The sequence below is a fragment of the Cytobacillus spongiae genome, from assembly GCF_021390075.1.
The window spans coordinates 621,629-648,040 of sequence record NZ_CP089998.1; the positions used below are offsets into that span (position 1 = coordinate 621,629).

The 26,412-nt window shown below is 40.3% G+C and carries 29 protein-coding genes and 1 riboswitch; of the genes, 10 read left to right on the forward strand and 19 right to left on the reverse strand.

The window, feature by feature from the left end; translation table 11 throughout:
* Positions 1-6 precede the first annotated feature (6 nt).
* The gene (locus LS684_RS23705; protein WP_233812079.1) at positions 7-396 is read right to left on the reverse strand and encodes an SMI1/KNR4 family protein; all 390 of its coding nucleotides are present in this window, start codon (positions 394-396) and stop codon (positions 7-9) included.
* Between the two features lie 320 nt (positions 397-716).
* Positions 717-1,337 (reverse strand): hypothetical protein, encoded by a 621-nt coding sequence (locus LS684_RS23710; RefSeq protein ID WP_233812080.1) that lies wholly within the window; start codon positions 1,335-1,337, stop codon positions 717-719.
* A 187-nt stretch (positions 1,338-1,524) separates the two neighbouring features.
* On the opposite strand from LS684_RS23710, the gene LS684_RS23715 reads away from it, so the two are divergent.
* Together LS684_RS23715 and LS684_RS23720 are read left to right on the forward strand one after the other, a co-directional pair.
* Positions 1,525-2,091 carry a TetR/AcrR family transcriptional regulator gene (locus tag LS684_RS23715; protein ID WP_233812081.1) on the forward strand — a complete coding sequence of 189 codons (567 nt, stop codon included), beginning with the start codon at positions 1,525-1,527 and terminating at the stop codon, positions 2,089-2,091.
* Positions 2,092-2,102: 11 nt separating this feature from the next.
* A complete protein-coding gene (locus LS684_RS23720) occupies positions 2,103-3,173 on the forward strand; it encodes a DUF418 domain-containing protein (protein ID WP_233812082.1) in 1,071 nt (356 codons plus the stop codon).
* Positions 3,174-3,326: 153 nt separating this feature from the next.
* Here LS684_RS23720 and LS684_RS23725 read toward each other — a convergent pair whose 3' ends face one another.
* A complete protein-coding gene (locus tag LS684_RS23725; protein WP_233812083.1) occupies positions 3,327-4,394 on the reverse strand; it encodes a cysteine peptidase family C39 domain-containing protein in 1,068 nt (355 codons plus the stop codon).
* A 491-nt stretch (positions 4,395-4,885) separates the two neighbouring features.
* Between LS684_RS23725 and LS684_RS23730 the strand changes: the two genes are divergently transcribed.
* Entirely contained in the window at positions 4,886-5,365 is a 480-nt protein-coding gene (locus tag LS684_RS23730; protein WP_233812084.1) for a hypothetical protein, read from the forward strand.
* 117 nt (positions 5,366-5,482) lie between these two features.
* Entirely contained in the window at positions 5,483-5,854 is a 372-nt protein-coding gene (locus LS684_RS23735; protein ID WP_233812085.1) for a hypothetical protein, read from the forward strand.
* 110 nt (positions 5,855-5,964) lie between these two features.
* On the opposite strand, the gene LS684_RS23740 is transcribed toward LS684_RS23735, so the two are convergent.
* Positions 5,965-6,615: a phosphatase PAP2 family protein gene (locus LS684_RS23740; protein WP_233812086.1), complete on the reverse strand. Its 651-nt coding sequence runs from the start codon at positions 6,613-6,615 to the stop codon at positions 5,965-5,967.
* Between the two features lie 33 nt (positions 6,616-6,648).
* Positions 6,649-7,476, reverse strand: coding sequence for a non-homologous end joining protein Ku (gene ku / locus LS684_RS23745; protein ID WP_169215165.1), 828 nt, complete (start codon positions 7,474-7,476; stop codon positions 6,649-6,651).
* 135 nt (positions 7,477-7,611) lie between these two features.
* Between ku and LS684_RS23750 the strand changes: the two genes are divergently transcribed.
* Entirely contained in the window at positions 7,612-9,471 is a 1,860-nt protein-coding gene (locus LS684_RS23750) for a DNA ligase D (RefSeq protein ID WP_233812087.1), read from the forward strand.
* Positions 9,472-9,501: 30 nt separating this feature from the next.
* On the opposite strand, the gene dapF is transcribed toward LS684_RS23750, so the two are convergent.
* A complete protein-coding gene (gene dapF, locus LS684_RS23755; RefSeq protein ID WP_233812088.1) occupies positions 9,502-10,497 on the reverse strand; it encodes a diaminopimelate epimerase in 996 nt (331 codons plus the stop codon).
* 185 nt (positions 10,498-10,682) lie between these two features.
* On the opposite strand from dapF, the gene LS684_RS23760 reads away from it, so the two are divergent.
* On the forward strand, positions 10,683-10,979 hold the full coding sequence (locus LS684_RS23760) for a hypothetical protein (RefSeq protein ID WP_169215168.1): 297 nt from the start codon (positions 10,683-10,685) through the stop codon (positions 10,977-10,979).
* Here the strand turns inward: LS684_RS23760 and LS684_RS23765 are convergent, their stop codons facing one another.
* From LS684_RS23765 to LS684_RS23825, 13 genes are all read right to left on the reverse strand, one after another.
* Complete coding sequence (locus LS684_RS23765; protein ID WP_233812089.1) at positions 10,980-12,227, reverse strand: EAL and HDOD domain-containing protein; 1,248 nt, start codon at positions 12,225-12,227, stop codon at positions 10,980-10,982.
* Positions 12,228-12,407: 180 nt separating this feature from the next.
* Positions 12,408-13,697, reverse strand: a complete 1,290-nt coding sequence (locus tag LS684_RS23770; protein ID WP_233812090.1) for an NCS2 family permease — start codon at positions 13,695-13,697, stop codon at positions 12,408-12,410.
* A gap of 171 nt (positions 13,698-13,868) precedes the next feature.
* A complete protein-coding gene (gene ribH / locus LS684_RS23775) occupies positions 13,869-14,339 on the reverse strand; it encodes a 6,7-dimethyl-8-ribityllumazine synthase (protein WP_169215171.1) in 471 nt (156 codons plus the stop codon).
* A 26-nt stretch (positions 14,340-14,365) separates the two neighbouring features.
* Positions 14,366-15,559 carry a bifunctional 3,4-dihydroxy-2-butanone-4-phosphate synthase/GTP cyclohydrolase II gene (locus tag LS684_RS23780; RefSeq protein WP_233812091.1) on the reverse strand — a complete coding sequence of 398 codons (1,194 nt, stop codon included), beginning with the start codon at positions 15,557-15,559 and terminating at the stop codon, positions 14,366-14,368.
* Positions 15,560-15,576: 17 nt separating this feature from the next.
* Positions 15,577-16,233, reverse strand: coding sequence for a riboflavin synthase (gene ribE, locus LS684_RS23785; RefSeq protein WP_233812092.1), 657 nt, complete (start codon positions 16,231-16,233; stop codon positions 15,577-15,579).
* A 14-nt stretch (positions 16,234-16,247) separates the two neighbouring features.
* Entirely contained in the window at positions 16,248-17,339 is a 1,092-nt protein-coding gene (ribD, locus tag LS684_RS23790) for a bifunctional diaminohydroxyphosphoribosylaminopyrimidine deaminase/5-amino-6-(5-phosphoribosylamino)uracil reductase RibD (RefSeq protein WP_432418855.1), read from the reverse strand.
* 168 nt (positions 17,340-17,507) lie between these two features.
* A riboswitch (FMN riboswitch) is annotated at positions 17,508-17,651 on the reverse strand.
* A 132-nt stretch (positions 17,652-17,783) separates the two neighbouring features.
* The gene (locus tag LS684_RS23795) at positions 17,784-18,143 is read right to left on the reverse strand and encodes a four-helix bundle copper-binding protein (RefSeq protein ID WP_349293156.1); all 360 of its coding nucleotides are present in this window, start codon (positions 18,141-18,143) and stop codon (positions 17,784-17,786) included.
* Between the two features lie 17 nt (positions 18,144-18,160).
* The gene (locus LS684_RS23800; protein ID WP_233812094.1) at positions 18,161-18,856 is read right to left on the reverse strand and encodes a hypothetical protein; all 696 of its coding nucleotides are present in this window, start codon (positions 18,854-18,856) and stop codon (positions 18,161-18,163) included.
* A 110-nt stretch (positions 18,857-18,966) separates the two neighbouring features.
* Complete coding sequence (locus LS684_RS23805; RefSeq protein WP_233812154.1) at positions 18,967-19,836, reverse strand: patatin-like phospholipase family protein; 870 nt, start codon at positions 19,834-19,836, stop codon at positions 18,967-18,969.
* Positions 19,837-20,130: 294 nt separating this feature from the next.
* Positions 20,131-20,907 carry an ABC transporter permease gene (locus tag LS684_RS23810; RefSeq protein WP_233812095.1) on the reverse strand — a complete coding sequence of 259 codons (777 nt, stop codon included), beginning with the start codon at positions 20,905-20,907 and terminating at the stop codon, positions 20,131-20,133.
* Positions 20,904-21,806, reverse strand: a complete 903-nt coding sequence (locus LS684_RS23815) for an ABC transporter ATP-binding protein (RefSeq protein WP_233812096.1) — start codon at positions 21,804-21,806, stop codon at positions 20,904-20,906. The genes LS684_RS23810 and LS684_RS23815 overlap by 4 nt, the downstream gene beginning before the upstream one ends.
* A complete protein-coding gene (locus tag LS684_RS23820; RefSeq protein ID WP_169215177.1) occupies positions 21,803-22,018 on the reverse strand; it encodes a PLD nuclease N-terminal domain-containing protein in 216 nt (71 codons plus the stop codon). The genes LS684_RS23815 and LS684_RS23820 overlap by 4 nt, the downstream gene beginning before the upstream one ends.
* A 368-nt stretch (positions 22,019-22,386) precedes the next feature.
* Entirely contained in the window at positions 22,387-22,710 is a 324-nt protein-coding gene (locus LS684_RS23825) for a DUF4870 domain-containing protein (protein ID WP_169215178.1), read from the reverse strand.
* Between the two features lie 238 nt (positions 22,711-22,948).
* On the opposite strand from LS684_RS23825, the gene LS684_RS23830 reads away from it, so the two are divergent.
* From LS684_RS23830 to LS684_RS23845, 4 genes are all read left to right on the forward strand, one after another.
* Positions 22,949-23,728: an undecaprenyl-diphosphate phosphatase gene (locus LS684_RS23830; protein WP_233812097.1), complete on the forward strand. Its 780-nt coding sequence runs from the start codon at positions 22,949-22,951 to the stop codon at positions 23,726-23,728.
* A gap of 10 nt (positions 23,729-23,738) precedes the next feature.
* Complete coding sequence (gene uptA / locus LS684_RS23835) at positions 23,739-24,338, forward strand: undecaprenyl phosphate transporter UptA (RefSeq protein WP_169215179.1); 600 nt, start codon at positions 23,739-23,741, stop codon at positions 24,336-24,338.
* A 63-nt stretch (positions 24,339-24,401) separates the two neighbouring features.
* Positions 24,402-25,532, forward strand: a complete 1,131-nt coding sequence (locus tag LS684_RS23840) for an amidohydrolase (protein ID WP_233812098.1) — start codon at positions 24,402-24,404, stop codon at positions 25,530-25,532.
* A 281-nt stretch (positions 25,533-25,813) separates the two neighbouring features.
* Positions 25,814-26,371, forward strand: a complete 558-nt coding sequence (locus LS684_RS23845; protein WP_169215181.1) for a GNAT family N-acetyltransferase — start codon at positions 25,814-25,816, stop codon at positions 26,369-26,371.
* Positions 26,372-26,412: the final 41 nt, after the last annotated feature.

The following is a 26,412-nucleotide window of genomic DNA, read 5'->3' on the forward strand; positions in this document are numbered from 1 at the left end:
AATACCTTACTTCAACAAACCAGTGAAATCTTGAAAACTATTCGCAATATAAAAAATAGCTTCATGTCTATCTTCATACGCTAAATCATAACTAATATATACAATTGAGGGTTCATAATTCCTTCCTTTATTGTAATAAAAACAAATATAATCATCATATTCAGTAATAGCGAAAGGGATTAAATCATCCAAGAGCATATTCTTATTTCTTCCGTATACATTTAGTAAATAATTTTCATCCTCTTCATTTTCTAAAGAACAATATTCTCTAATTCTCACGATTTCTTTATCATCAGGCAGAAACAGCTGGTTATACTTATTCAGCTTCTTGTGATAATTATTTACATATTCAACTGGAAGCTTTATATTTAATTGCTCTTCAACTCTTTCATACATACTTTCAGACCCCCAATTTATTTTCGTCTAAAATAAGGAAATTGCGAGTGTCTACTAGGATTATTAAGGTTTATAAATACTCTGTGTTGTCCTGTTGGAGTATCAGGAGTACTGATGTTAAAATCATATTTTTTTGTATTTTCATTCACGCCAGATTCTAGAGAAAACTCTCTAATTGTTATATCATGTTTGTCTAAGAATTTCCCTAGTTTTGATATGATTCTACTCTTTCCCCCCCCTTTACTTAAAGATACTTCTAGTTTAATGTAGTTAAAAGCAAATAACTAAGCACTAGGAAGCTTTATTTTAAACAAAATCCTTTACGTTACAATACGTCCAAATGTCTTTTCCGTTAAATGAGTGGTATTTGATGAAATGGAAATACATCTCAGAGAGTTTTTATCGTTAGGATTAAAAGAAAATACATGCAATTCACATTTAATTTCCATGTCTCCCCAAGCGATAAAAAGTTGGTCATTCAATCGAATTCCGACTCCCTGGTTGATCTGCTTTTCTCCCAAATACCAACTTAATGAATAGGTATCTATCTCTTTATGGATGTAAACATCCAAAGTGACCGAATCTTCTTCAGGTGCAAAATACCTGACAGTATATTTACCTTCAAGCTGTGGACTCCTATCACTTTTAATGGCTATACCTGAACCCAAGTAAGAATCGTTGATAGTAGTCCATAGTGCCGCCAACGAACGCTGATCACCAATTGGTGTATAGATACATACTCCTATAATTGGTTGCTCTATCAAGTTCGAACAACTATTGAAAGTAGCCATTACAAGATGATTCCCTAGATCCGTCCCAACCCCATGTTTCATTTCAAGATAATCCTTCTTGTTTTTTAAATTACAGCGATAAGATTCCCCTTGTTTATTAATTGTAAGTGTGATGTCAGAACTCTCAAACGTTCCACTAAATACGGTCATTGTTCTCTCCCTTGTAACTAATTTATACAACCATACCATTCAATATATGTTTGAAATATCCTTCTTTTCATTGGTGAGAGACAAAAACCCACCATTGAAAAATTATAAAAAATGAAGATATTGACAATTTTATATTAGCAAGCTATTATTTACCTACCAGTAAGTAAATAACGAAAGGACGTCCATTATGTCAGAAAAATATACAAATATTCTCAATACTTCCTATCGGCTATTTGCTGAGAAAGGATTCGATCAAACAAGCATGTCTCTTATTGCGAAAGAAATAGGGATAACGAAGCCCGCCATTTATTATTATTTCAGCTCAAAGGAAAAACTCATTCAAACACTATTTGATTACATCATTGAAGAAATAAAATTCACCAACTTTTTCAATCATCAGGAATACACGAGAGAGAACTTCCTGACCAAGCTCACAGAAGATGGTGTGAGCATGATGAACAAACAACTCCAAGATCCCTATTACAACAAGATCATGAACGAGTATTATGTGTTGAGCACTCGGAATTCTTATTACGCTCAGGCACTAAAGAAGGTATTAGATGAATTCCTGAATGGATTCGTGGCTCTCTTACAATTAGCACGTGATTATGAATTACTTTCGGGGCTTGAGATTCAAACGAAGGCGGAATTTTTGACCATCATAGTGGACGGATTAGACAAGTATTCAAACGAAGAGTATTCCTTTAATCCTACTGCAATTTGGGCTTTCTCTGTAAAAAGTATTTTTCAATGAGGTGAATGGAAATGGAGGAATCAGCAAAACGAATCATTGGCTTCGATATGGCTCGTGCCTTAGCCATATTAGGAATGGTGATCGTCAATTATAAGATATCAATGAATGCAGAAGAAAATGGGCCGGAATGGTTAAAGACCATGACTGGTTTACTTGAAGGCCGTGCATCGGCCATTTTCGTGATACTTGCAGGAATCGGTATATCTTTGATGACTAAGAAAGCACGGATGAGTGGTACTCCCTCTAAGAAATATCGGAAGATGATATGGAGACGTTCATTGTTTTTATTCGTTCTCGGGATGATTCTGTTTCTCATGCACTGGAGCGCTGACATCCTTCATTATTATGCCTTTTATATGTTCATTGCTTACTTCTTCATTGTGGCGTCCTCCAGACAATTAATTATCGCCGCAGTTGGGATCGTTCTGACCTCACAGATTTCTCAACTTCTTTTAAACTATGAATATGGTTGGGATACGACGTTTAAATACTACGAGACGTTTTGGACTTGGAAAGGATTCATCAGTAACCTGTTCTTTAACGGGTACCACCCCATTTTCCCCTGGGTTGCCTTTCTGTTGTTTGGAATGTGGTTGGGAAGGGTCAATGTTCAAAACTCTACACATCGGAAAAAAATGATGTCTATATCACTCATAGCGTTTCTCTTAACAGAAGCTGCTTCCTATACTCTTATCAAACTGTCTGAACCGGCAGTGGGACTTGAGATTGCGTATTATTTATTCGATACGAAACCGATGCCTCCGACCCTGCTATATATGATCTCCAGCACAAGTACTGCGATCATCGTAATCCTTCTATGTGTTATGATTTCTGAAAAATGGAGAGAAACAGCCGTCATTCAAGCATTTGTGTACACGGGCCAGCTTGCCCTTACCCTCTATATTGCACATTTTCTCGTCCTGGCTGTTTTCTTTATGTTTGGAGGACTGGCAGAGAACACCTTACCACTCGCTGTAACCACTGCGTTGATATTCTTTCTATTTTCTACAGTCATTTCAACTTGGTGGAGAAAAAGTTTTAAGAGGGGACCTATTGAAGCAATGATGAGAAAAGTAAGTTGATAAGACAATTATCTCTTTTAAAGTAAGGAAAAGTGTGACTTTGAGCTCGTTACTTTAGATTATAGAGATATTATTATTGATAAATCTCCCGGATAATAGATGTACTTATAAGGAGGAAAAAAATCCCGTTACTTTAAGGGCAACAGGATATGTTCATATTTTTACGAAATTGGAGACTTCGGAATATGGTAATAAACTTAAAATCTTCTTGAAACCAGAAAATGGGTGATGTCGTATAAAGTTGTTGTCGCTTTTATTCAGAAGTGAATAGGGTGACATGACGCCATGGAATAGTACAAAATCACACTTGAGTCCATTAAGGATCGAGTGAAAAAAGGCCGAATCATATGATTGTTGGATTTGACTTATACTCTGAAATCTAGATAATATTTCTCCCGTTTCAAAGTTGGATAAGGTTTTCTGTGGAATCTTGATTATATGTTTCAGAAAAGATTCTGACAGTTTATCACTAAGAGATCTTGCGGCCCTGGCGTTAAGAATATTCTTAATAAGAAGCAACCCTGTTTGAAAGACATAAAATATGAGTAAACTAATTATAAGTGCTGTGAAATTTATATCACTAGCTTGAAAATTATCGTTAGTTGGTTGTTTTAAGATGTAGTTATCAATGACAATTTTATAGATCCACGCACCTATAAATGAAATTAAAGAAATAAGTATTGATAATAAAATTGCAGTAATAAATAGGCTTTTTGCTTTATATAATATCTTTAAGTATCTATGATAATTTTCAAAAGGTTTTTTATCTCCTAAACCTTGACTATTCAGAGTACTATCTTGCTCAAAACAAATTACAATCCCTGTCCACTGTGCGACAAATTCTTCAGTAGATAACGTTAAATTTCCATCTTTAGGATCGAACACTTTAATTTTACCCTTATGTATTTTTTTCACCACTAAGTAATGACCGCCTAGATCTTTTCTATCGACGTGCACAATCATTGGGTATTTAAATTGTTTTTGTTGAACTTGTTCTTCTAGTTCCTCATAATCCCCCTCATAGGCTTCGGCACCTACTCCATATTTTTTCGCTACTTCAATAATAGATAAGACATTTGCACCATTTTTATCATAAGACATCTCATTTCTAAGAATACTGATAGAAGTTTTTCTATTATAAAAATGTAGAATAGTTGCCAAAGAGGCTGCTCCGCAATCTTCCTGATTATACTGGTAAAACCCTTTAATCTTTCTATACATTTCAGCAACACTCCTTATATATTTATAAGATGATCCATCTCGATTGAAATTTTCTCTTTAGTAGTAGAAGTAATGACACATAGCTTGTACTTTTCCAATATTTTACGTAAGGAGGTATAACAGAAATTCAGAAATTCTTCTTCATAGTAATCTAAGGTTTTAAAATTATTAAGACATCACTACCTTTTAATAAGGTTTCGACAAGTTTTAATTTCCATTTCTCCATGATATCAAGTTTTAATCTTTGAATTCTTTTTTCATAAAACCCAAATTCTTCCAATAAACTATAAACTAGTTCAAGATAATCTAGAAATTCCACATTTCCCAAATACAAATTCTGAAAGTTATTTGTAACATACTTCAAATAATTTATAACTTTTATATTTTCTAATAGAACATTTCCTTCTAATATTATGGTTATCATATTACTGCGATAAGCACTCGGATCTAACTTCCTTTTGTTTACATCCCCCAATAGAATTCATGAGTCCATGCAGGTAGTCAAGAATCCATTTGCCATTGTGAAAACCGAAACCAATCATCATATGAATGAATTATCTTATACCATACTGAACAATACATTAACACTCCTCAATAACGAAGAGCTGCTTGCACAGGGGACGTTGTTTTATAAGATTTTCAAACTCGAGGCACCTGTTGATGAGTTAGGAACATCCATTTTGAAGCTTGTAAAAATGGAGTTTATAAATGAAATCGCCGGGAGCAAACTTCAAAGCCCAAGGTCTGCACAATTCGTTACACTTGAAGGCGAAGAATCCATACTCTTCACAGCTGAAGGGCACCGTGTCGGAGATGATAACGCCATAAGTCTATATAAGGCATCTTTTGCAGATTCCACTCAATTAAAGGCTGTACCTGTCAGCACCACAAAGTATTTTTCATATCTTCCCCTTCAACTCACGGATAAAAGAATCGCCTGGTTGGATTATGATGGTGACAGATATGAATGATTCGGGGCTTTACAGGAAGCATCCGCTATCTCGAAGAGTACTGAATGGTCAGAGCGTAGTGTAAAAGAAGCTGTTAACAATGCCATTCTAATGCTGTTCAGCAGTTTAATAACCATTTTGGTTTCGTTTTATTGGGTTCTGCCATCCCTTTTCATACTCATCCTCCTCTATATGTTTAAACCGAACATATTTGAAAAGGAAGGAATCAATTGGGTTGAATTCGCCTGCATCATTGTATTTTTAGTCATGCCTATCACCTTCATTACGATAGCCATGGGAGATTACTATTACTCCTCTGCTCCTGGTTACCTAATATTTTCTGGAAGTGAATATGTACTATTAATCGTTATCAGCGTCATTTCTTCCTTCCTCTGGAAAATGGGGAGAGATCCTGACTGGGGCACATTTGGAGGCGTATTTTATTTCATCGGCATTTACATCCTTCTTTATGCAGCTTCTATCGGACCTTACATATTTAAATTATTTTAACGTATTGAATAAAGGAGAGAAAACGCTCGTTCATTTAGTACCGACCCCCGAAAGTTAGAGTGAAAAACTAACTTTTGGGGGTGTTTTTTTTGCTATTACTCCACTATGTCCTAGTTTCTTCTTTTATAAAAATATGCATAGATGACAATGCAAAGCGTCAACCATGCTCCTCCGGCAGTGAAACCGCCCAATATGTCACTTGGATAGTGCACCCCTAAATACACTCTGCTTATCCCAATGAGAAAGACCATCACACCGACCACTAGGACACTTCCCCACTTATAACGTTTATAGTCCAACGCACGGAACAATATGAACGCCAGGGTCCCATAGAAAATAAAAGAGCTCATGGAATGACCGCTTGGGAAACTATAGCCCCCTTGTTCGATAAGGGCCTCGATATCCGGGCGCTCCCTTTTAAAGATCCATTTCAAGAGCCAATTAAATCCAGCTCCAGTAGTAATGGTTATGACTACAAAGAAAGCAAGGGGGTATTTCTTTAAAATTAATAGAATGGCAACGACGATGATGGTGAAAATGGAAATCCCCATCACCCCTCCCAAAAAGGTGATCGATGTCATAAAAGTCGTTAGACTAGGGGAAATACTCCCCCTCACAATCTCAAATACACCATTATCAAATTGTTCAATTTCATTTTCCTGCAATTCATCGACAATGCTTACAAATCCCCATGTAAATGCGAACAGGCAAGCGAGAGCGAATCCAATAAATACTCCTTGCTTAATTTGTTTCTCCTCCAAAACGAGTCCCTCTCTTTACACACGACTTTCGATCTATTGGGCTTTTTTCTTTGAAGTCGCTTTCTTTTTCGTGGTCTTGGCCTTATTGGGCTTTGACGAATCAATCGAAGCTTGAAGTGCGGCCATTAAGTCTGTCACATTCTCTTTAGGCTCTTTTTCTTTGGCTGTGACGATCTTTTCCCCGGTCTGCTTAGATTCGATTAATTGACTTAAGCGTTCACGATACAGGTCTTTATATTTCTGTGGTTGAAAATCCGTAGTCAGTTGTTCAATTAACATCGTAGCTGTTTCGAGTTCTTTATCTGTTATCTCATCTTCTTCAGGGACGTTTGGAACATCCCCTGTGCCTCTGACTTCATCTGGATAGTGAATGGTCTCCATTACGAGGGTATTTTCATACACTCTGACAATCGATAACTGTTCCTTCGACCTCATGGTGATTTTGGCAATCCCTACCTTCCCAGATTCCTGAAGAGCCTTTCTTAACAAGGAATAGGCTTTCTTCCCACCATCATTTGGTGAAACATAATAAGTCCGTTCAAAGAAAATCGGATCGATTTCTTCCATTTTTATGAAGTCTACAATCTCTACTGCTTTGTCACCGTTCTCTTCCTTCAGTTCCTTTAATTCCTCTTCTTGAAGTACGACAAATTTACCTTTGGTCACTTCATATCCTTTCACGATGTCATGATGGTCTATTTCTTTTTCACATGCAGGACACACTTTCTCATATTTAATCGGTGTATGGCATTCTTTATGAAGTGATCGGAGCTTAATATCCCGATCTTCAGTGGCCGAATGAAGTTTGATGGGGATGTTCACCAAGCCGAAACTAATAGAGCCTTTCCAAATCGTATGCATATATAAATACCCTCCCTCACATAAACTAATCACTTATCTTTAGCATTTAGTTGTCAAACACTCTTCATCCCCTAAAACATCTGGAAATAAATCCATTCATATGTGGTCACACTAGTAGAAAAAAGGGGTACAGTCATGAAACCTATGCTTCCTACTCTACACGAAGTACTTCCTGACAATGGGGATTGGCTTTATGAAGTGAAATATGATGGATTTCGAGGGATTCTTTCCATTCTTTCTCATGAGCGTATAAGCCTTCAAAGTCGCAACGGCAAGGAATTGCTTCCACACTTTCCGGAAATTGACGAACAGATCAAATCTTTACTGAAAGGAACGAACCTCCCTGTCCCTATCGTACTTGATGGTGAGGTTACTTTATTACGTTCAGCCAACAGCAGTGAATTTTTTGAATTGCAAGTAAGGGGAAGAATGCGTAAAGAAGAGAAAATCAATGATGCAGCAGCACGAAGACCAGTTACGTTCCTCGCCTTTGATTTACTCCAATACATGGATCATACGTTGGTGGACGAGCCTTACTATATGAGAAAAGAAAAGCTAAAAGAATTATTCACCCTTCTTCAAATGCCTCTGGAACCATCCCCTGATCTTCCATTTTCCCTGCAGATGGTTCCGTGTTACGAAGATAAGGGGGAACTATGGAAATTAGTAGAGAATGAAGAGGGTGAAGGTGTTGTCGCGAAGCGCAAGATGAGTAAGTGGGAAAAAGGAAAACGAAGTACGAATTGGATAAAAAGAAAAAATTGGAAAAAATGCAAGTGTTTTATCACTTCTCTTGATGAAAATAATGATTACTTTCATATTGGGGTATATGAAAAAGATGCCATACGTCCTATTGGTTCATTTCACTTTGGGCTTTCCCCAGAAGAAAAAAAAACGTTGAAAGCATCAATCAAAATGAATTTTACAAGCAAAGAAAACTCCATGTATTTCATTGATCCAGCGATCACTGTGGAAATAGTGTATCTAAATTGGTATGATGATCAACTCCGTGAACCTCATTTTCACCAATTTCTGTTTTCCACTTCCCCTGAAGCCTGCACTTTTGAGCAATTCATGATGGATGAAGGGTCCCTTCCCAATGATGTAGAAATCACTCATTCAAACAAAAAATTGTTTAAAAAAGTGTCGATGACCAAGCTTGACTATATTCGTTATCTTCGCAAAATGTCAGTGGTTTTCCTGCCATTTTTAAAGGATCGCCCCTTAACGTGTATTCGTTTTCCCCACGGGATATTTGGTGAGTTCTTTTACCAAAAAAACACACCTGATTATGCTCCTTCATTTGTTGAGACGTTTCAATTGGAAGGAATTCATTATACCCTATGCAACAATCTTAAAACCCTCATTTGGCTTGGAAATCAATTGGCGTTAGAATTTCACATTCCCTCGCAAAAAGCGGAAGAGGAATACGTCAATGAAGTAGTCTTCGACCTTGATCCACCAAGCAGAGATCAATTTGGTCTTGCTGTTAAAGCTGCCGGCATGATGAAAGGACTATTCGACCGGTTGGGCCTGCACAGTTTTGTCAAAACCTCAGGGAACAAAGGGCTTCAGGTATATATCCCTCTTCCAATCGGCTATACATGGAAGGAAACGGGCTTGTTCACTGAATTTATAGCTCGTTACCTTGTTACCAATAACCCTGATGACTTTACAATCGAACGATTAAAGAAGAATCGGGGAGGAAAGCTGTACGTGGACTATATTCAGCACGGAGAAGGCAAGACCATCATTGCTCCTTATTCTTTAAGAGGAAATGAGGAGGCTTTAGTTGCCACACCTCTTTGGTGGTACGAAGTGAATGACGACCTTCATCCAGAACAGTTCACCATCGAAGTAGTGATGCGAAGGTTCAGGGAAATGGGTTGTCCATTTACGGGTTACAATACAGTGAAAGAGCTTCAGCCTTTTGAACAAGTGATTCACTTTCTAAAGAACTCAGACCATGAAAAAGAGGGCCTCCCAAAAGAGTAACTTTGGGAGACCCTCTCACTTTCAAATATGTCACGCACTCATAAATACTTTATTATCTACAATCGTCTTGGCATGGTTTTGAAGAAGTTCATATGCACCTTCTTCAGTAAAGTCCTGCCTGGAAACCTCACGATAGTTTTCAGGATGGGAGATGGATAGTTCGATTTGGGCTTGATAAAGATACGTTGCATTCCCGATCAATTCCATATTGTATTTTCCATCGCTTAATTGGTTCACGATGACTCTTACTTTCCCACCATTATTATATACATCAATCTCTTTACCAAACTCGTTCTGATTGAGTAAGCATGTAACCAGACTCGAAGCAGACATAGCCGTTCCACAGGCATTTGTAAACCCTACCCCTCTTTCAAAGGTCCGAACGTATATCGCCCCTTTATCTAATGGATGAACAAAACTCACGTTTACTCCATCTGGAAACAGATTATTGGGTCCATTGACAGTTTCAGCAATCATTTTCTGTTCGTTTGAAAGAATCTTTTCCGTACTGACAACGCTGATAAGATGTGGATTGGGAACTGCGAGGGCAGTAAACGTCAATCGATCTGAAATTTCCGGGATAGTTTCATCCACCAACGACACACGATCCAGATTCATCGGCAGTTTATCCAATTCAAAATAGACAGGAGAAATCTCCACATTATATGTCGGGATATTTTCATAAATAGGTTTTTGGGCAGAGACACGCAGATCCGCTTTCATCGTCTGTATCACAATCGATGTTTTATCCAAAAGCTCGCACACATAGCGTCCTACACAACGAAGGCCGTTCCCGCACATGGATGCTTCTGATCCGTCAGCATTGAATACCCTCATTTGTGCGTCACAATGTTCACTGGACAGCACGAATAGTATTCCATCTGCTCCAATACCCGAATGTCGGTCACATAATGAAAGGGCCAGATTTTGTCTTGCTTCTTCAGTAAATTCGTATCCATTGGTCATTTCATCAATAAGAATAAAGTCATTTCCGGAGCCATGACATTTAATCAGATTCAAGTTCATCGTGAATCCCTCCACGCTAATTTACTAGTAAACTATTCTTAATATTCTTAGCTTGCCACAAACAAGCTCTTTTCGCAATCCTCCCACACAATATTTTGATTATTTATCGCACATGTTCGTCTTTCATACAACTTTAAAGTTGTATTATCCCTTCCGTTCAGAGACAATGGAAGAGGTGATGATTCATGAAAGAAGACATACACTTCCGTTTTCAAGTTCATAAGGTGGAAGAATCGGGTGACGAATATCAATCGAGGGATGTTACTGTACTCGCCCGTATCCTGAACGAAAAAAAAGACCTCTTGTATGAAGGTCTCTTCCGCGTACGATTCAATCAAATCGGTATTTACCCTTCCCCTGCTGATGTAGCCAGGCAAATAACAACCAAACATGTGCAGCGATTACTTATCGTTGAGTTGAAACGATATATTAAGCCCCAAAGGAGATACCTGACTCCAGGTGAATATAAACCGGTCTGGTAATTAACTCATCTCTTCTACTTCATGATGTAAGAGACCTTCTGTCCACTCGCAAGAAGCTTGATAGCTCTCTACCACATCACTTTTGGAGAGGTTCAGCTCTTCCAATTTCCTCTCAATCAGTGTCCAATCAGCCTGTTCAAATGCCACAACCAGATCAAGGATGTCTTTTAAGTCATTGGACGATCCCGTTAAGGCCTGGCATATATCATCATTCAATGGCAGATCATTGAGGATCACTTCGATAGGCATAGACAATATCGTTTCCATTAATGAAAACATACCTGTAAGGAAAAAGCTCGACTTCATTGATGGACGTTTGTACTTCATTGCCAATAACTCACACATCTTAGCTCTCGTCAAACATAACGTAATCACTTCATTCTCCAATTTCTTCTTTTTCCCTATCCGTTCCCTGACAGCGAGGACGTATATCCATCTCTTGATTTCAAGAAGTCCCAGGAGAACAATCGCCTGACGAATGGAATGAATTTTATGTTTAGGTCGGTATGAAGGTGAATTGATTAACTTTAGGAGCTTATAGGATAAAGAGAGATCCTGTTCGATCAATTGACTTATCACTTCAATGCTTGGTTCCGTCATTTCCAGGCTTTGAATGATCGAATAATAAGAATGAAAATATGTCGGAACATCACTGGTAGCAATGATTTTAGGTTTACTAAAGAAGTAACCTTGAAAGAAATGGTATCCATTCCTTAATGCTTCCTCATACTGTTCAGGGGTCTCCACCTTCTCTGCCAATAGTTGGTATCCCAATAAACCGGACAGAGTTTGGAGATTTCCCCGCTCGGTCTCGGTTGTATGAAGGAAATCAACCTTCACATAGTCAGCTAGCTTCATCAGTTTAAAGTAGTTCGGATCCGATTCATTCATGACAAAATCATCCAAAGCGATCTTATACCCCAATTCCTTCAATTCGACACAGACGGAGAGAATCTCAGGACTTGGAATGACCTTTTCAAGTATTTCCACAACTATTTCTCTTGGGTTGAAATAGGTAGGAACCCTCAGTTCCAGAAGATTTTCAGTGAAATTAATAAAGCAGGGCTTGCCTGCAGACAAACTTTCAAGGCCTATGTTTAAGTAACTATTAATAATGACATCCGCCGTTGCCTCATCACCATCGATATTAGGAAATATATTTATCTCATTGTTTCTGTAAAGTAATTCATAGGCAACTGTTTCACCATTTCTGTTGAAAATCGGCTGTCTTGCTACAAATACTTTCATCCCACTCACCCCTGCTGTTCCTGACGGAAAATAGTTCAAAAGTTTCAATAATTAGTATAATAATATCAACAAACATGTAGAAAGTCCACGTATTATGGACTTCCTTATAAGACAAAAAAACTCAAGCAGAGATGTCATCAGTCGATCTGATGAACATCTTCACTTGAGCTCTTTACTGCTTTAATGTATTGAATGAACAAAGAAGTTCATAAGGAACAAAGCCGCAATAATATATAGGGGTATAGATACTTCTCTCGCTTTACCCGTAGCCAATTTCAAAATTGGATACAAAATAAAGCCGATGGCAATTCCGTCTGCGATACTGTACGTGAACGGAATCATCGCTATGATGAAGATGGCAGGAAACGCCTCTGTTACATCACGTAAGTCCATATGTCGTATATTCTGAATCATCAAGCCGCCGATGATGATGAGGATCGGGGCGATGGCATGGTCCGGAATCCACTTAAGATATGGGATAAACAGCACTGAGCCCAAAAACAATACTCCAGTAGTCAGTGATGTTAATCCCGTGCGTCCACCTGCTGTCATAGCTGCAGCACTTTCCACCGTGGACACGGTCGGACTTGTTCCGAAGAATCCAGATGTAAAGGCAGAAAAAGCATTCGCTTGAAACGCTTTAGAGTATTTATGAGGCTGGTCGACCATATCCGTATGTCCATGTATGAGTCCTATATTCTCAAATACCAGGACCATGGTTACTGAAAAGACTGCGATCCAGAATGGAATGTCCAAAATGGCTCCAAAGGATATTTGACCGAATACCTGACTGTATTCACTCAAATGGAAGGAACCGGATTGAACGGATGGTTCAATGCCAAAGATGAATCCCAGTATGGTCCCAAAAGCAATGCTCCATAAAAATTGACCCTTTACATTACGGATGAAAAGAAAAATCGTCACCAGAAATGTCAGCACCGTTGCCAACACCTTTAATTCCCCAAAGTCACCTATCATGATAATGGCACTCTCTCCTCTCTGGATGAGACCGCCTTTCTCAAGACCGATGAACATTAAAAACATCCCTAACCCCACCGTGATGGCTTCCTTTAATGTTTTGGGAATGGCTTCGGATAATACTTTAGATAGCTTTGTAAATGCAATGATCATAAAGAGTATTCCTGAGATCACCACCACAGCCAGAGCCTCTTGCCAAGTCAATCCTGAAGATTTTACCAGAGTGAATGTAAACATCGCATTGATCCCCATACCTGGAACCAGAAGAATTGGTGCATTCGCCCAAAAGGCCATGACCAAACACCCAACGAAGGAAGCAAGTATGGTCGCCATGACCGCTCCTTCAAATGGAATTCCAGCTTCAGAAAGGATCAAAGCATTTACAGCGATAATATAGACAATCGTAAAATATCCGATTGCTCCGGCCACCATCTCCTGCTTCATCGAAGTACCATGATTCTTTAACTGAAAAATACCTCCACGTGCTTTCATATAATCTTCCTATAAAACTGCCCTCTCCCTACCCGCTCCTCCAATTGAAGGGGAGCCACAAGATACTATTCTAGCAAAAAGGCGAATGTTTGCCAATATCAATTTGATGGAAGGAAACATGTTCTCTGTACGAAGAAACCATCCCCATAAGGAGAATTGGCTACCGTGGTCCTATTGATCAATTTCACGGATGAGGTTGGCCATTTCGATGGCTGAAACGGCTGCTTCCCATCCTTTGTTTCCTGCTTTTGTTCCGGCTCGTTCGATCGCCTGTTCAATGGTGTCGGTTGTCAGCACACCGAATATGACAGGGACATCTTCCTGCAGGCTGAGATTGGCAACCCCTTTTGCTACCTCGCCGCTTACGTATTCAAAATGAGCGGTTGCTCCGCGTATGACGGTTCCCAATGTCACCACTGCATCATATTTCCCTGAACGTGCCAGCTTTTTTGCAATCATTGGGATTTCGAATGCACCCGGAACCCAAGTCACAGTTACATTCCCTTCTTCAACCCCATGGCGTTTTAACGCATCCTCTGCTCCACCCAATAGCTTTGATGTAATAAACTCATTAAAACGTGAAACGACAATCGCAACTTTCAATCCAGAACCTACCAAATTACCTTCATAAACTGTTTTCATTGTATATTCCTCCTACTAATGTTGAATTAAAATTTCAGCAAGTGACCCAATTTAACGTGCTTTGTTTTTAAATACTTTTCATTTTCAAATTTGGTTGGCAATTGAATCGGCACACGATCGGCAATTTCCAAACCATATCCGTTGATTCCGGCAATCTTCCTGGGATTATTGGTGAGTAACTGGATCCTTTTGATCCTTAAATTCCTTAATATTTGAGCACCGATTCCATATTCCCTTAAATCAGCCCCAAATCCCAGTTTATGATTTGCTTCCACCGTATCATAGCCCTGTTCCTGCAGCTTATATGCTTTAAGCTTATTAATTAATCCGATACCCCGGCCTTCCTGCCTCATATAGAGGAGGACTCCTTTTCCTTCTTCTTCAATTTGAGTCAGTGCCGTGGCAAGTTGCGGTCCGCAATCACAACGGTTCGAACCGAATACATCCCCCGTCAGGCATTCTGAATGAACCCGTACGAGCACATCTTCATCCTCGGACCATTCCCCTTTTACAAGAGCGATATGTTCTTTTCCTGTGAGTGTTTCTGTATAGGCAACCGCTTTGAAGTTTCCGAATTCGGTTGGAAGTTCAATTTCAACTTCCCTTGTCACGAGCTTTTCCTTTTTCCTTCTGTATCGTATCAGGTCCTCGATTGAGATGATCTTCAAGTCCCATTTTTCTGCTAAAAGCATTAATTCAGGCACTCTCGCCATCGTACCGTCTTCATTCATGATTTCACAGATGACCCCAGATGGCTGTGCACCTGACAGAACAGCTAAATCAATGGCTGCTTCTGTGTGCCCTGCCCGTTTCAATACTCCGCCTTTTTTGGCAACAAGGGGAAATACATGACCGGGTCTCTTGAAGTCTTCAGGTAGTGATGAAGGGTTGAGTAATTCCTTTATCGTGGCCGATCGTTCGAATGCACTGATGCCCGTAGTGGCAGATTTATGATCTACTGAAATCGTAAAGGCCGTCCCATGAGGATCTGTATTGGACATGGTCATGGGTGAAAGCTTTAATTTCTGTGCGAGCTCCTCCGTTATTGGGGCACAGATTAACCCTCTCCCCTCTTTTGCCATGAAATTGATGACTTCAGGGGTGGCTTTATCAGAAAGGGCAACAAAGTCTCCTTCATTCTCACGGTTTTCATCATCAACCACGATAACGACTTTTCCTGCCTGGAGATCTTCCAGGGCTTCTTCAATCTTATTGAACATGGGGTCATCCCTCCCTATTAGTCAGCAAACCCATTTTGTGATAAAAATTCATAACTGAGGCTGTTTGAATTACTTTTTGACTGCTCCTTTGCTTCGTAGAACCGGTGAAAATATTTCGCCATTACGTCACATTCAATGTTGACGGAGTCCCCCACTTTCTTACTGCCAAGAACCGTATCTCCACGGGTCTGGGGAATTAACGAAATCGTAATGGAATGATGTTTCACATCAAACACGGTCAGTGAAGTGCCGTCTATGGCGACAGAGCCTTTCATGATAAATAAATGAATCTGTTCCTCGGGTATGGCAATGTCCATGTACCAGGCATTTTCAACCTTTTCTATCCTCAGGATCTTACCTATCCCATCTACATGACCGTTAACGAAATGACCTCCGAAACGACCGTTTGCGGCCATAGCTCTCTCGAGGTTTACTTTGGATCCATACGAAAGGGTTTTAAGCGTCGTACCTTCAAAGGTTTCGGGCATGACGTCCACTTGGAATTGCCTTGAATTGAATGAAGTGACCGTGAGACAGACACCATTCACACTGATGCTGTCTCCGATATGAACATCTTCCAAAATACTGCTTGCTGCTATCGTTAGTTCCATAGAAGAGGAAGATTTTTTCATGCGCTCAATAGAGCCTATCTCTTCAATTATTCCAGTAAACATCCTTTTCCCCCCTTTCAAACTGATTTTTGTGGGAATGCAACGATTTTAATGTCCTGCCCTACACGATCAATGCTCTTGATCTCCATCTTCATTCCATCTGCAATGGTCGGGTATCCTTCTCCTCCAAAACTGGTGTAAGCGGACTTTCCTCCGACAATCTTGGGAGACATGTACATAATCAACTCCTGAAACGCACCTTCCATTAAGAAAGAGGAATGAATCGTTGACCCGCCTTCTACATAAAGGGAGAGAATATTTCTTTCACCGAGTTCTTTTAAAACCGTGTGAATGTCAACCCTTTCATTTGAAGTGCTGATGATTTCACATCCCTTTTCTACAAAAGGCCGCCTTTGATCTTCATTGACGGTATTACCCGTAAATATGATTGTCTTACTCTCCTGATCTTCCACTACATGAGAGTGCAGGGGTGTACGTAAAAATGTATCCAATATAACTCGAATGGGGTTTTTTCCACCTTGGGGCAGACGGGTGGTAAGGTGTGGGTTATCTTTCATGATGGTATTGACTCCAACCAATATCGCGTCATGCCGGTGACGATCATGGTGGACGTCCGTTCTTGAAGTTTCTGAAGTGATCCATTTGCTATCCCCTGTGTCAGAGGCGGTTTTCCCGTCCAGGGTAACAGCCGTCTTGAGGGTAACAAAAGGTGTGCCGTGTTGTATGAAGTGAAAAAAATGCTTGTTTAATTCGAGGGCTTCAAGCTCAAGCTCCCCAATCATCACTTCAATGCCTGCGTCTCTCAGTTGCTGAATTCCCCTTCCTGCTACCAAGGGATTAGGATCCGTGCAGGCTATATGGACCCGTTTCACTCCACTCGAGATCAGAAGCTTCGTGCAGGGAGGTGTTTTCCCGTAGTGGGAACACGGTTCCAAGGTGACATATACGTCACTTTCCTTCGCCTTCTCTCCTGCAGCTCTGATGGCATGAACTTCTGCGTGTCCTTCACCTGCCTTGAGGTGTGCACCCATACCAACGACTTCTCCGTCCTTCACCACAACCGCTCCAACAGCAGGGTTGGGTGAGGTTTGGCCATTGGTTGCCTTTGCCAGCGAGAGGGCGAGCTTCATATAAGGTGAATGGTTCAACATATTACCTCCCTTCTCACAACACTATTATTCTAAAATAAAAAACCCCAAGTATTTTTACTCGGGGGCAATTTGGCATGACTAAATAGAGCATTTACAGAACTCGATTTGGAAATAAAATCCACAGCAAAATAATGGACTTTCCCTATCTGAATCATGTAAACACTACCGTTCCTTCTCCCATCCAGACTATCACTGTCGGCTTTGGAGTTTCACCAAATCCACCGTCTAATTTTCATTAGCCGGGTCACGGACTGAGAGCATTCGCTCATCACCGCCGGTAGGGAATTTCACCCTGCCCCGAAGGAAACCTATTCGATTATCATTATTCTATCATAGTTTATACAATAAAATCATGTGAGGAGTGCTAAATAAATTATTTTGTTCTAATTTTAATACAACGATAAAAAAGAATGCCCCCATATACAGAAGCATCCCTTTTCTTCATGCCAGCAGCTTCCTGCACTCTTCTGCACAATCAAAACAGGCCTTGGCACAGTCCTGACAATGTTCCTGGCCATGGGACCTGCATTCTGTGCCACACTCATCACATATTTCTGCACAGATGGCCAAAAATGAATGAACAAATTTACTGCTCCGCTGCATGAGATTTATGGTATATGTGCATATATCTGCACATTCACGGTCAAGCTCTATGCAAGGCATCATTTCCCTTTCTCCCTTAAGTGATGCATGATAACATATGTTACATGCCTCCACACACTTTTGTAATGCAGCTATGCAAGGTTTGTATGCAGCATTCATCTTCTCACCTCCATATTCATTCTTTAATAGCTTGTCCATGAACGGGAAAAGGATGTCTATGCCGTCAAAAAATAATCGCTGTCCACAAACCAAAGAAAGATCAGAAGCCAGTCCATTTCCTCACTATATGTCTCATAAAACGAAACATAGCTGTGGTGATAATCGAACAATTGCTGAACCGTTTGAGGAAGATATCCCTTATGCAGTGATAAAAAATTTTTTTTATTATAATTCAAGATCCATCTCTTATTGGCTTTATACATGATGATCGTATCACCCTCGTCACTCTGCCATTCAATAGCTGTAGAACTTTGATATTTCAATCGAAAAATCTTTCCCTTTTGCCCATGATCGATTTTTAACGTTCTGCTCCATTTATAAAATACCAGAGGCTGTTTATGTTTTCGGTGGAAAAGGTAGTGCTTTGGTTTGTTAATCAAAGAAGTTCTCTGAATGAAGTATTCCGACCATCCATTCGTTTTTAAGTAGTAAGATCCTTCTGTCGTCTGCACACCGACTAATGCATGCTCTGACACTGGTATCGTTTCATAGAACAACCGTGTTGCTTTCTTTATTTCCTTCTTCAGGCAATAAGAAAGGTAAAGGTTTGAACAGGCAGGTATAAAGATTAACAAGGGAAAATAATATAATTGTTGAGTCACAACAAGCATTCCAGTTCCTATTAGAAAATACATGGTACTTCGATAAAGCAGCGTATATTGTTCATTTTTGTAGATTTGATAAAGGTTCATAGGATGCTCGTCCTTTCAAGGAATCTCTATCATATGTATGTGAAAATTACTAAAGTAGAACTGGAGAAAGAAATAAAGCCACCGGATATTTCCTATCCGGTGGCTTTATTTTAAGAGTGGACTGGAGAATTGTTATTCCATTCCACCATCTTCTTCACTTTGGCTTCTGCATCCTGATAGCCTCGCCAGTATAACTCGTCCAGCTTTTTTGGATTCTTTTCAATCCGGCTCACTTTAAGGGGGTGTTGAGGTTGAATGATCAGGACCTCCCCTTTCATTTCTTTCGCTTCTAAATCCTTGATTGTTTGATTGTAACGTAAGTACCGGTTCATCATCGTTTTATGTAATTCAGGATACTGGGAATACTTTCTTTTTACAAGAAATGAAAATCGAGAGGGCTTTTTATAATAGCCTCTGTTTCTCGTCAGGATCACTACATTTCTCTTAAATCCATCCCGTTCTGCTCGTTCAATTGGGACAGGGTCGCTGATCCCACCATCGAGAAGGTGATTGGATTCATATTCAACGACTGGTGCGACAAATGGTAGGGAACTTGACGCCCTGATAATGGTGAGAAGCTCTTTACCATAGTCTTTACGTGAGTAATACCTCGCCTCCCCCGTATGACAATCTGTTACCCCTACAACAAATTCTGTGGAATTTGAGTGAAAGGCCTCATAATCGAAGGGGACAAGCTTATTGGGAATTTCATCGAACACATAATCCATTCCAAATAATTCACCCGTTTTCCAGTAATTTCTCCAGGAAAGATAATGAGGGTCACGGATGAAATCGACATTCACCTTTTTATTGCGGCCATTCTGCTTTGATAAAAACGATGCTGCATTACATGCTCCGGCAGACACACCGATTACATACGGAAATTCAATCCCGTTTTCCAAAAAATATTCCAAAGCCCCGGCTGTGTAGATTCCTCTCATTCCTCCACCTTCTAGAACGAGGCCAGTGTTTTGAATCATCATTTATATACCTCCCCTTCAGCTAGAAGAATTTACTTGGGTAGATCCACTGCCCCTTTTTTATCATCTTTATCATAACCCATTCTATAATGGGATGAGCCTGTGGTCATACACCTGGATTCCTTTCAGAACGTTTTGAGCTTATTGAATCAGTCATTCACTTTATCTTTATGGTTTCTTTCTTACTTCCTCGAAGTTCCACTCCTTCTATTACCTTTATTCGACATAAAGCATTCCAATCCTTTTCAGGAATTCGAGGTCCGTCCCCCATGAAAGAAAAGCTGACCTTTATAGTCAGCTCAATTCTTTTCTCCGAAAGAGATATGGTGTAATGAAGAGGATCGACAGGCTAAGGAGGATTGTGAGGACGATGGAGCCTGTCAAGTGATCGGGCCATGTGTTGTGTAGGATAATCTCATTTACATAGTTGGAAAGCTGACCGGGGGACCACTTGAACCTCTCCCTTAAATATCCTGAAACAACGGTCAGGAAAATAGATAGAGAGATTGTGAAAAACGCTGCAATCCCCGGTGTTTTCACTAAACTGCTAAAGAAAACAACCACTGTTAAAATAAAAGTCAGCCATAAACCGTACACCAAGAAACCTTCCATGAATGCAGTGAACGAAATCCCGTCAAATAATAGATGAATATAATACCAACTTGAAATCATGCCTAGTCCATAGGAAATCCAGACAAGGACCACTACTGCAAACCACTTCGAATAAATGTAAGCAACGTATGAGACTGGTTTGACAAGAACCATAACAGCGTTACCGCTCTTCCTCTCCCCTGCGATCACCCCCATAAAACCAAATGCAATCAATAGGATGCCGAACGTGTTAAACTGGCTGATCGTCGACACGAACACTTCTTCTGATGAAGGCGTCGGAATCTCTATGACCGTTCCTTCAGGCAGGTCCCCTACTGATTGAAGAATATCAGGCAGATAATAGGCCGTTAAAGGTTCTGTTAATCCCAATAATATGAATACAATGGGCATCCAAATCAATTTATAATTTCTTGTTAGTTCAAGCCATTCTTTCCTGAATAATACCCAGCCGGTTTTCATTTTCTCATCACCTCCATGAACAGATCTTCAAGGCTCTGTTCACTGGTTTCGAATTTAGTCACTCCCCAGCGATATTCCGAGATCAAAGAGAATAATCTTGCTCTATCCCTTTCCAGATCACGTACTTCCAAGGAAAGTCGATTTCCTTCAGTTGTAAGACGGACGATCCATTCGAACTTTTCCAAAAGCGGTACATACTGTTCGCATTCCCCGTTAAAATATACATTCAACCTTGGTGTCTGCCGTCTTGCTTTCACCTCATCAAGAGAACCTTGTTCGATCAGCACTCCTTCGTGCAGAAATAACACGTCCTCACACACCTGTTCTGCATCATTTAAGATATGGGTGGAGAACAGGATGGTCATCTTATGCTTCAACTCCTTTAACAGCTCCAGCACTTCTCTTCTTCCGAAAGGATCCAATGCGGACACAGGTTCATCCAGGATCAAAAGGGCAGGTTGATGAATGAGAGCTTGCGCGATCCCTAAACGCTGCTTCATTCCACCGGAATATTGACCGATTCTTCGATGTTTCCCTTCTACCAAACCCACCAGGCTTAAAAGCTCTTCACTCCGCAGTCGAGAGTCTTTTCTGGTCATTCCAGCGATTTCACCGGAAAACTGGAGGTATTCTTCCCCCGACATCCATTCAAAAAAGGATGGATATTGGGGAAGGTAACCGATTATTTCCCTGATATCCACGGCAGATTCATCTGTTGAGATCGAACCGTTAGTCGGTGTGACCAACCCTGCAAGCATATTCAGTGTAGTGGTTTTCCCAGCGCCATTTGGCCCTATGAGTGCTACGCAGCGGCCTTTCTTCAGATCGAACGAAAGGTTCTTGACGGCATGCTTATCCTTATACTTCTTTTCTATAGAATCTACCTCCAATACGTTCATCCATTTTGTCTCCTTCCAAAGATGAAATACACCACCGGACCGATGATATTGATCAACAGGATAATGAGGACCCATAACCATTTCGGTCCATTTGTTTCTTTAATGCGGATGAGATCAACCAACGCTGTCACCATGAGAATGAGTTGGATGAGGATGACAGGAGCTACGATCCCCCAATTTATGGATTGTAAAGCTTCTTGTATTTCGTTCATGTTCCATTCCTCCTTTTACTTTCACTGATAAGACGGAGAAAGATGAAATTCGTTCATACATTTCTCAAAAAGTTTCATTTCATAAAAAGCTCTTTTCACATAGTTTTTTGCTTATTCACATAAGCTCTGCAAGGCTTTGTGAATGAATATATGCCGTATGATAGGTTTGTAGCATCTGAGTAAATGAACCATGTTAATAAAGAGGAATGCAATCTCCATTCCCCTTAAATTCAGGTTGTTTACTAATCTTTTGTTGTGAATTTTTTCCCACACTTGCTCAGAAACTTGATTATCGCTGCCGGAAGGCAACAATGTGTACGAAAAGAGCCTAATAAAAAAACCCACAGCTAACCGTGGGTTCTCATTTCTTATTTAAGTAATCGAAAGACCGTTGGAATTTTATAATGTTCTCCTTCGTAGGCTTTGATCGCTCCAAGGATCGTAAAAATCAGAGCAAGGACTCCGACGATAGGCGCCAGAACGAATCCAATCAACACCACCATCAAAATGGTACTTACCAAACCATAGACAGCGTAAGAGATGAGAAAGTTGAAATACTCCTTTCCATGGAAGTCAACAAATTCCGACTCTTCTTTTTTCATCAGCCAGATGATCAATGGTCCAATGAATGCTGTGAAGAAGCTTAAAATATAAATAAGTGCAGCCATCATTTTTTCATCTTTTGTAGGCATATGCGGTTTCCTCCTTTTCACCTTTCACCCTCTTCCGGGCAAGCGGCAAATGTTTTATTCCTCCTCTATATTTACGTACATGAAGCATGAAAGTTTCATTAAATCTCCTATTTCTATTGAAACGCTCAAAAAGATATTCATCAATATGGGGACATTCTTCATGAAATGCGAATGAAAGGAATATATGTGTAGAAGAGAAGTTTGTCCTATGTGGACTTTCAGAAAGGTAGTGGTGGATTTGACTAAAATTGAAGCCTTTATTTTGGGAATCATTCAAGGTTTAACCGAGTTCCTTCCCATTTCAAGCACAGGACATCTCTATCTTGGGAGACTCACCTTTGGACTGGAGGAAGCCGGGCTGTTCCTGGATACTATGCTTCATATCGGAACATTGATCGCTGTTCTGGTTGTGTACCAGAAGGAACTTCTCTACATAGTGAGACACCCATTTAGCAGACTTTCTTTGATACTCATCATCGGGACGATCCCGGCTGTAGTGGTCGGTTTATTGTTCGAAGACTTTTTTGATTCTATTTCGAAGTCAGGTTCCACCATCGGATGGGAGTTCCTTGCAACCGGATGTATCATGTTTGTGGCAGACGGGGTGAAGAATGGCTATAAAAAACTCGATGATCTCTCTTACACAGACGCGGTTGTGATAGGGAGTTTCCAGGCTGCAGCGATTTTCCCTGCATTATCAAGATCCGGATTAACCATCGCGGCAGGTTTATTCAGGAAACTGGACAGGGAAACGGCAGCTTATTTCTCCTTTCTTCTTTCTACACCTGCCATACTGGGTGGGATTATACTCCAAGGAAAGGAAATGTTTGGAGGACATGTTGAAGCGGTATCCTTCACGAGTTTAGCCATTGGAACAATCAGTGCAGCGTTGTTCGGCTATTTCGCTATCGTCTCAATGGTCAATTTTCTTAAAAAGCACTCCCTGAAGATGTTTTCCTATTATGTCTGGGCATTAGGCTTCTTGATTCTTTTACTTCAATATTCTGGAGTCATGTAGGAGGAAAATGATGAATCACGAATGGATTTTACACATCCTTACCCTATTAACAGAACTTGGATATATCGGAATAGCCGTGGCTCTCATGGTGGAAGTGATCCCCAGTGAACTTGTCTTAAGTTATGCTGGATATATGGTGAGTGCAGGGAAAATTTCCTTTATCGGCGCATTTCTAAGCGGTGTCATCGGAGGGACTCTTGCACAATTATTTCTGTACTGGCTTGGTTATTATGGGGGCCGCCCGTTTTTTGAAAAATACGGGAAATACCTTCTTATTCATCAGAAGCATTTGACTTCTTCTGAGAAATGGTTTAAAAAACATGGTACCATCGTCATATTCACCGCAAGGTTCATTCCTGTCGTCCGTCATGCCATCAGTATCCCGGCAGGCATCAGCCGGATGCCCCTTCCTGTATTCACCCTTTATACCTTTGCTGCCATGCTTCCGTGGACATTATTATTCATGGTCATCGGTATGGAACTGGGGACACATTGGAAACATATCGAAGTGATAGGCATCCGCTATATTAAGCCCTTGAGTTTGATAGCGGTGTTTGCAACCTTCGTATATCTGATTTTTTCCAATTGGAGAAACAAAAGGAAGGATTAGCTTCATTTTTCCCTGGATTTTGTTTAAAATTAGGAAAGAACAATGTCCATGAAAGGAAGAACCATGAATTCCATATTATTAAAGAATGCAACCATTTATCCCATTACATCAAAACCCATTCATAACGGTTCCATACTCATAAAAGACGGCAAAATCAAACAGATCAACACACAAAGTGAAGATTATTATCCAGACGCTGCAGTCTATGATTGCCAAGGGAAATTTCTTTTGCCCGGCTTCATCGATTCCCATACCCACTTAGGTTTATATGATGAGGGAACAGGTTGGGCAGGGAATGATGCCAATGAAACCATCGAACCTATGACACCCCATATCAGGGCATTTGATGGCGTATATCCTTTAGACCCAGGTTTTAAGGATGCCTTGAAATATGGTGTCACCACCGTTAACGTCATGCCGGGAAGCGCAAATGTCATAGGTGGACAGACAGCTGTTATCAAGACTCATGGCACTACGATTCGATCGATGTTAATTAAAGAGATCTCCGGACTTAAAATTGCTCTCGGGGAGAATCCAAAGCGTATTCATAGTACAGGAAACAATGATAGCATAACCAGGATGGGTATAATGGGGATGCTCAGAGAAGCCTTTTTTCAAGCTAAATATTGCGATCAACCGGAAGAACTCAGGGTCGCACCTTTAGTATCTGCCTTAAAACGTGTAATCCCGGTCCGTATCCACGCACACCGTGCAGATGATATCCTGTCTGCAGTAAGGTTTGCGGATGAATTCAACTTGGATTTAAGAATCGAGCATTGTACAGAAGGACATCTCATTTCAGACGAATTGCAAGGAAGACACTTAAAGGTTTCTGTCGGTCCAACCTTTACGAGAAGGTCGAAGGTCGAACTGAAGAACAAAAGCTGGATCACTTATCAAAAACTGACGGAAGCCGGTGTCGAAGTTTCTATCACCACAGATCACCCCTATACACCTATACAATATCTAAATATGTGTGCCGCCATCTCGGTCCGCGAAGGATTGGATGAATATAAAGCTCTTGAAGGCATCACGATCCTCCCTGCCAGAAACCTTGGTGTATCTGACCGTATCGGAAGTATCGAGGTAAACAAGGATGCGGATCTGGTGCTTTGGAGCCACCATCCATTCCACTTTATGGCCAAGCCTGTCCTAACGATGGTGAACGGAGAAATCGCATATCAAAATGTGTAGAAATTTGTTAAAAATTTTCATCAAAATTTAGCATTTTACCTATTTCCTTTTTGAGATATTTCGTATATGATACAGATGGATAATCTATTTCCAATAACATTGTTCTTAAATGCGGTCATTTATATAGAGTGAATGCAATGAAGGGAAGGCAAAAGGTGCGCCACCAGTTTCTTGACTGGTCTTAGTGGGTTCGATTCCCACCCCGAAATTTTTTAGTTAACTTTTAAAAATTTCGAGGGTGGGATCGTACGCAAGTAGACTGCCCTCTAGGAGGGTCTACTATGATCAAGAAACGTGAATTACATGAGTGTCATGAGTTATATGACCTTATGGTGCACCCGGATGTCTTTCCTTTTGTGCGTCAGAAAGCTCATTCTTATGATGAGCTCTTATTCTTAACGAAACAAACGATTGAAGCAGAGGAACGTGGGGAGCTCATTTCCCGTACCATCTTGGACGAATGGGGAAATCCGATCGGCACGATCAATCTATTCGATATTCAGGAAAACGCAGGGTTTCTGGGAACCTGGATCGGCAAACCGTATCATGGAAAAGGCTATAATCAGCCAGCGAAGGATGCATTTTTCTCAGAGCTTTTCTTTGAACTTGGTATGGAGACGATCTTCATGCGAATCCGTAAAGTGAATACCCGCTCCCAAAAAGCTGCCGAGAAACTTCCTTATGTAATAAAGGCGAACGAATCAAGAAAATCTCTTTATGCACAATTAAATGCTCAAGATGAAGTGTACGATCTGTATGAAATCCCGAAAGACCTCTATACACTTTATCTATATCAACTTCAACAATTCCCGGAAGAAGAGCAGGCTATGGAAGCTTAAACATAACGATCTCCCAAAGAGGAGATCGTTTTTTGTGTTAA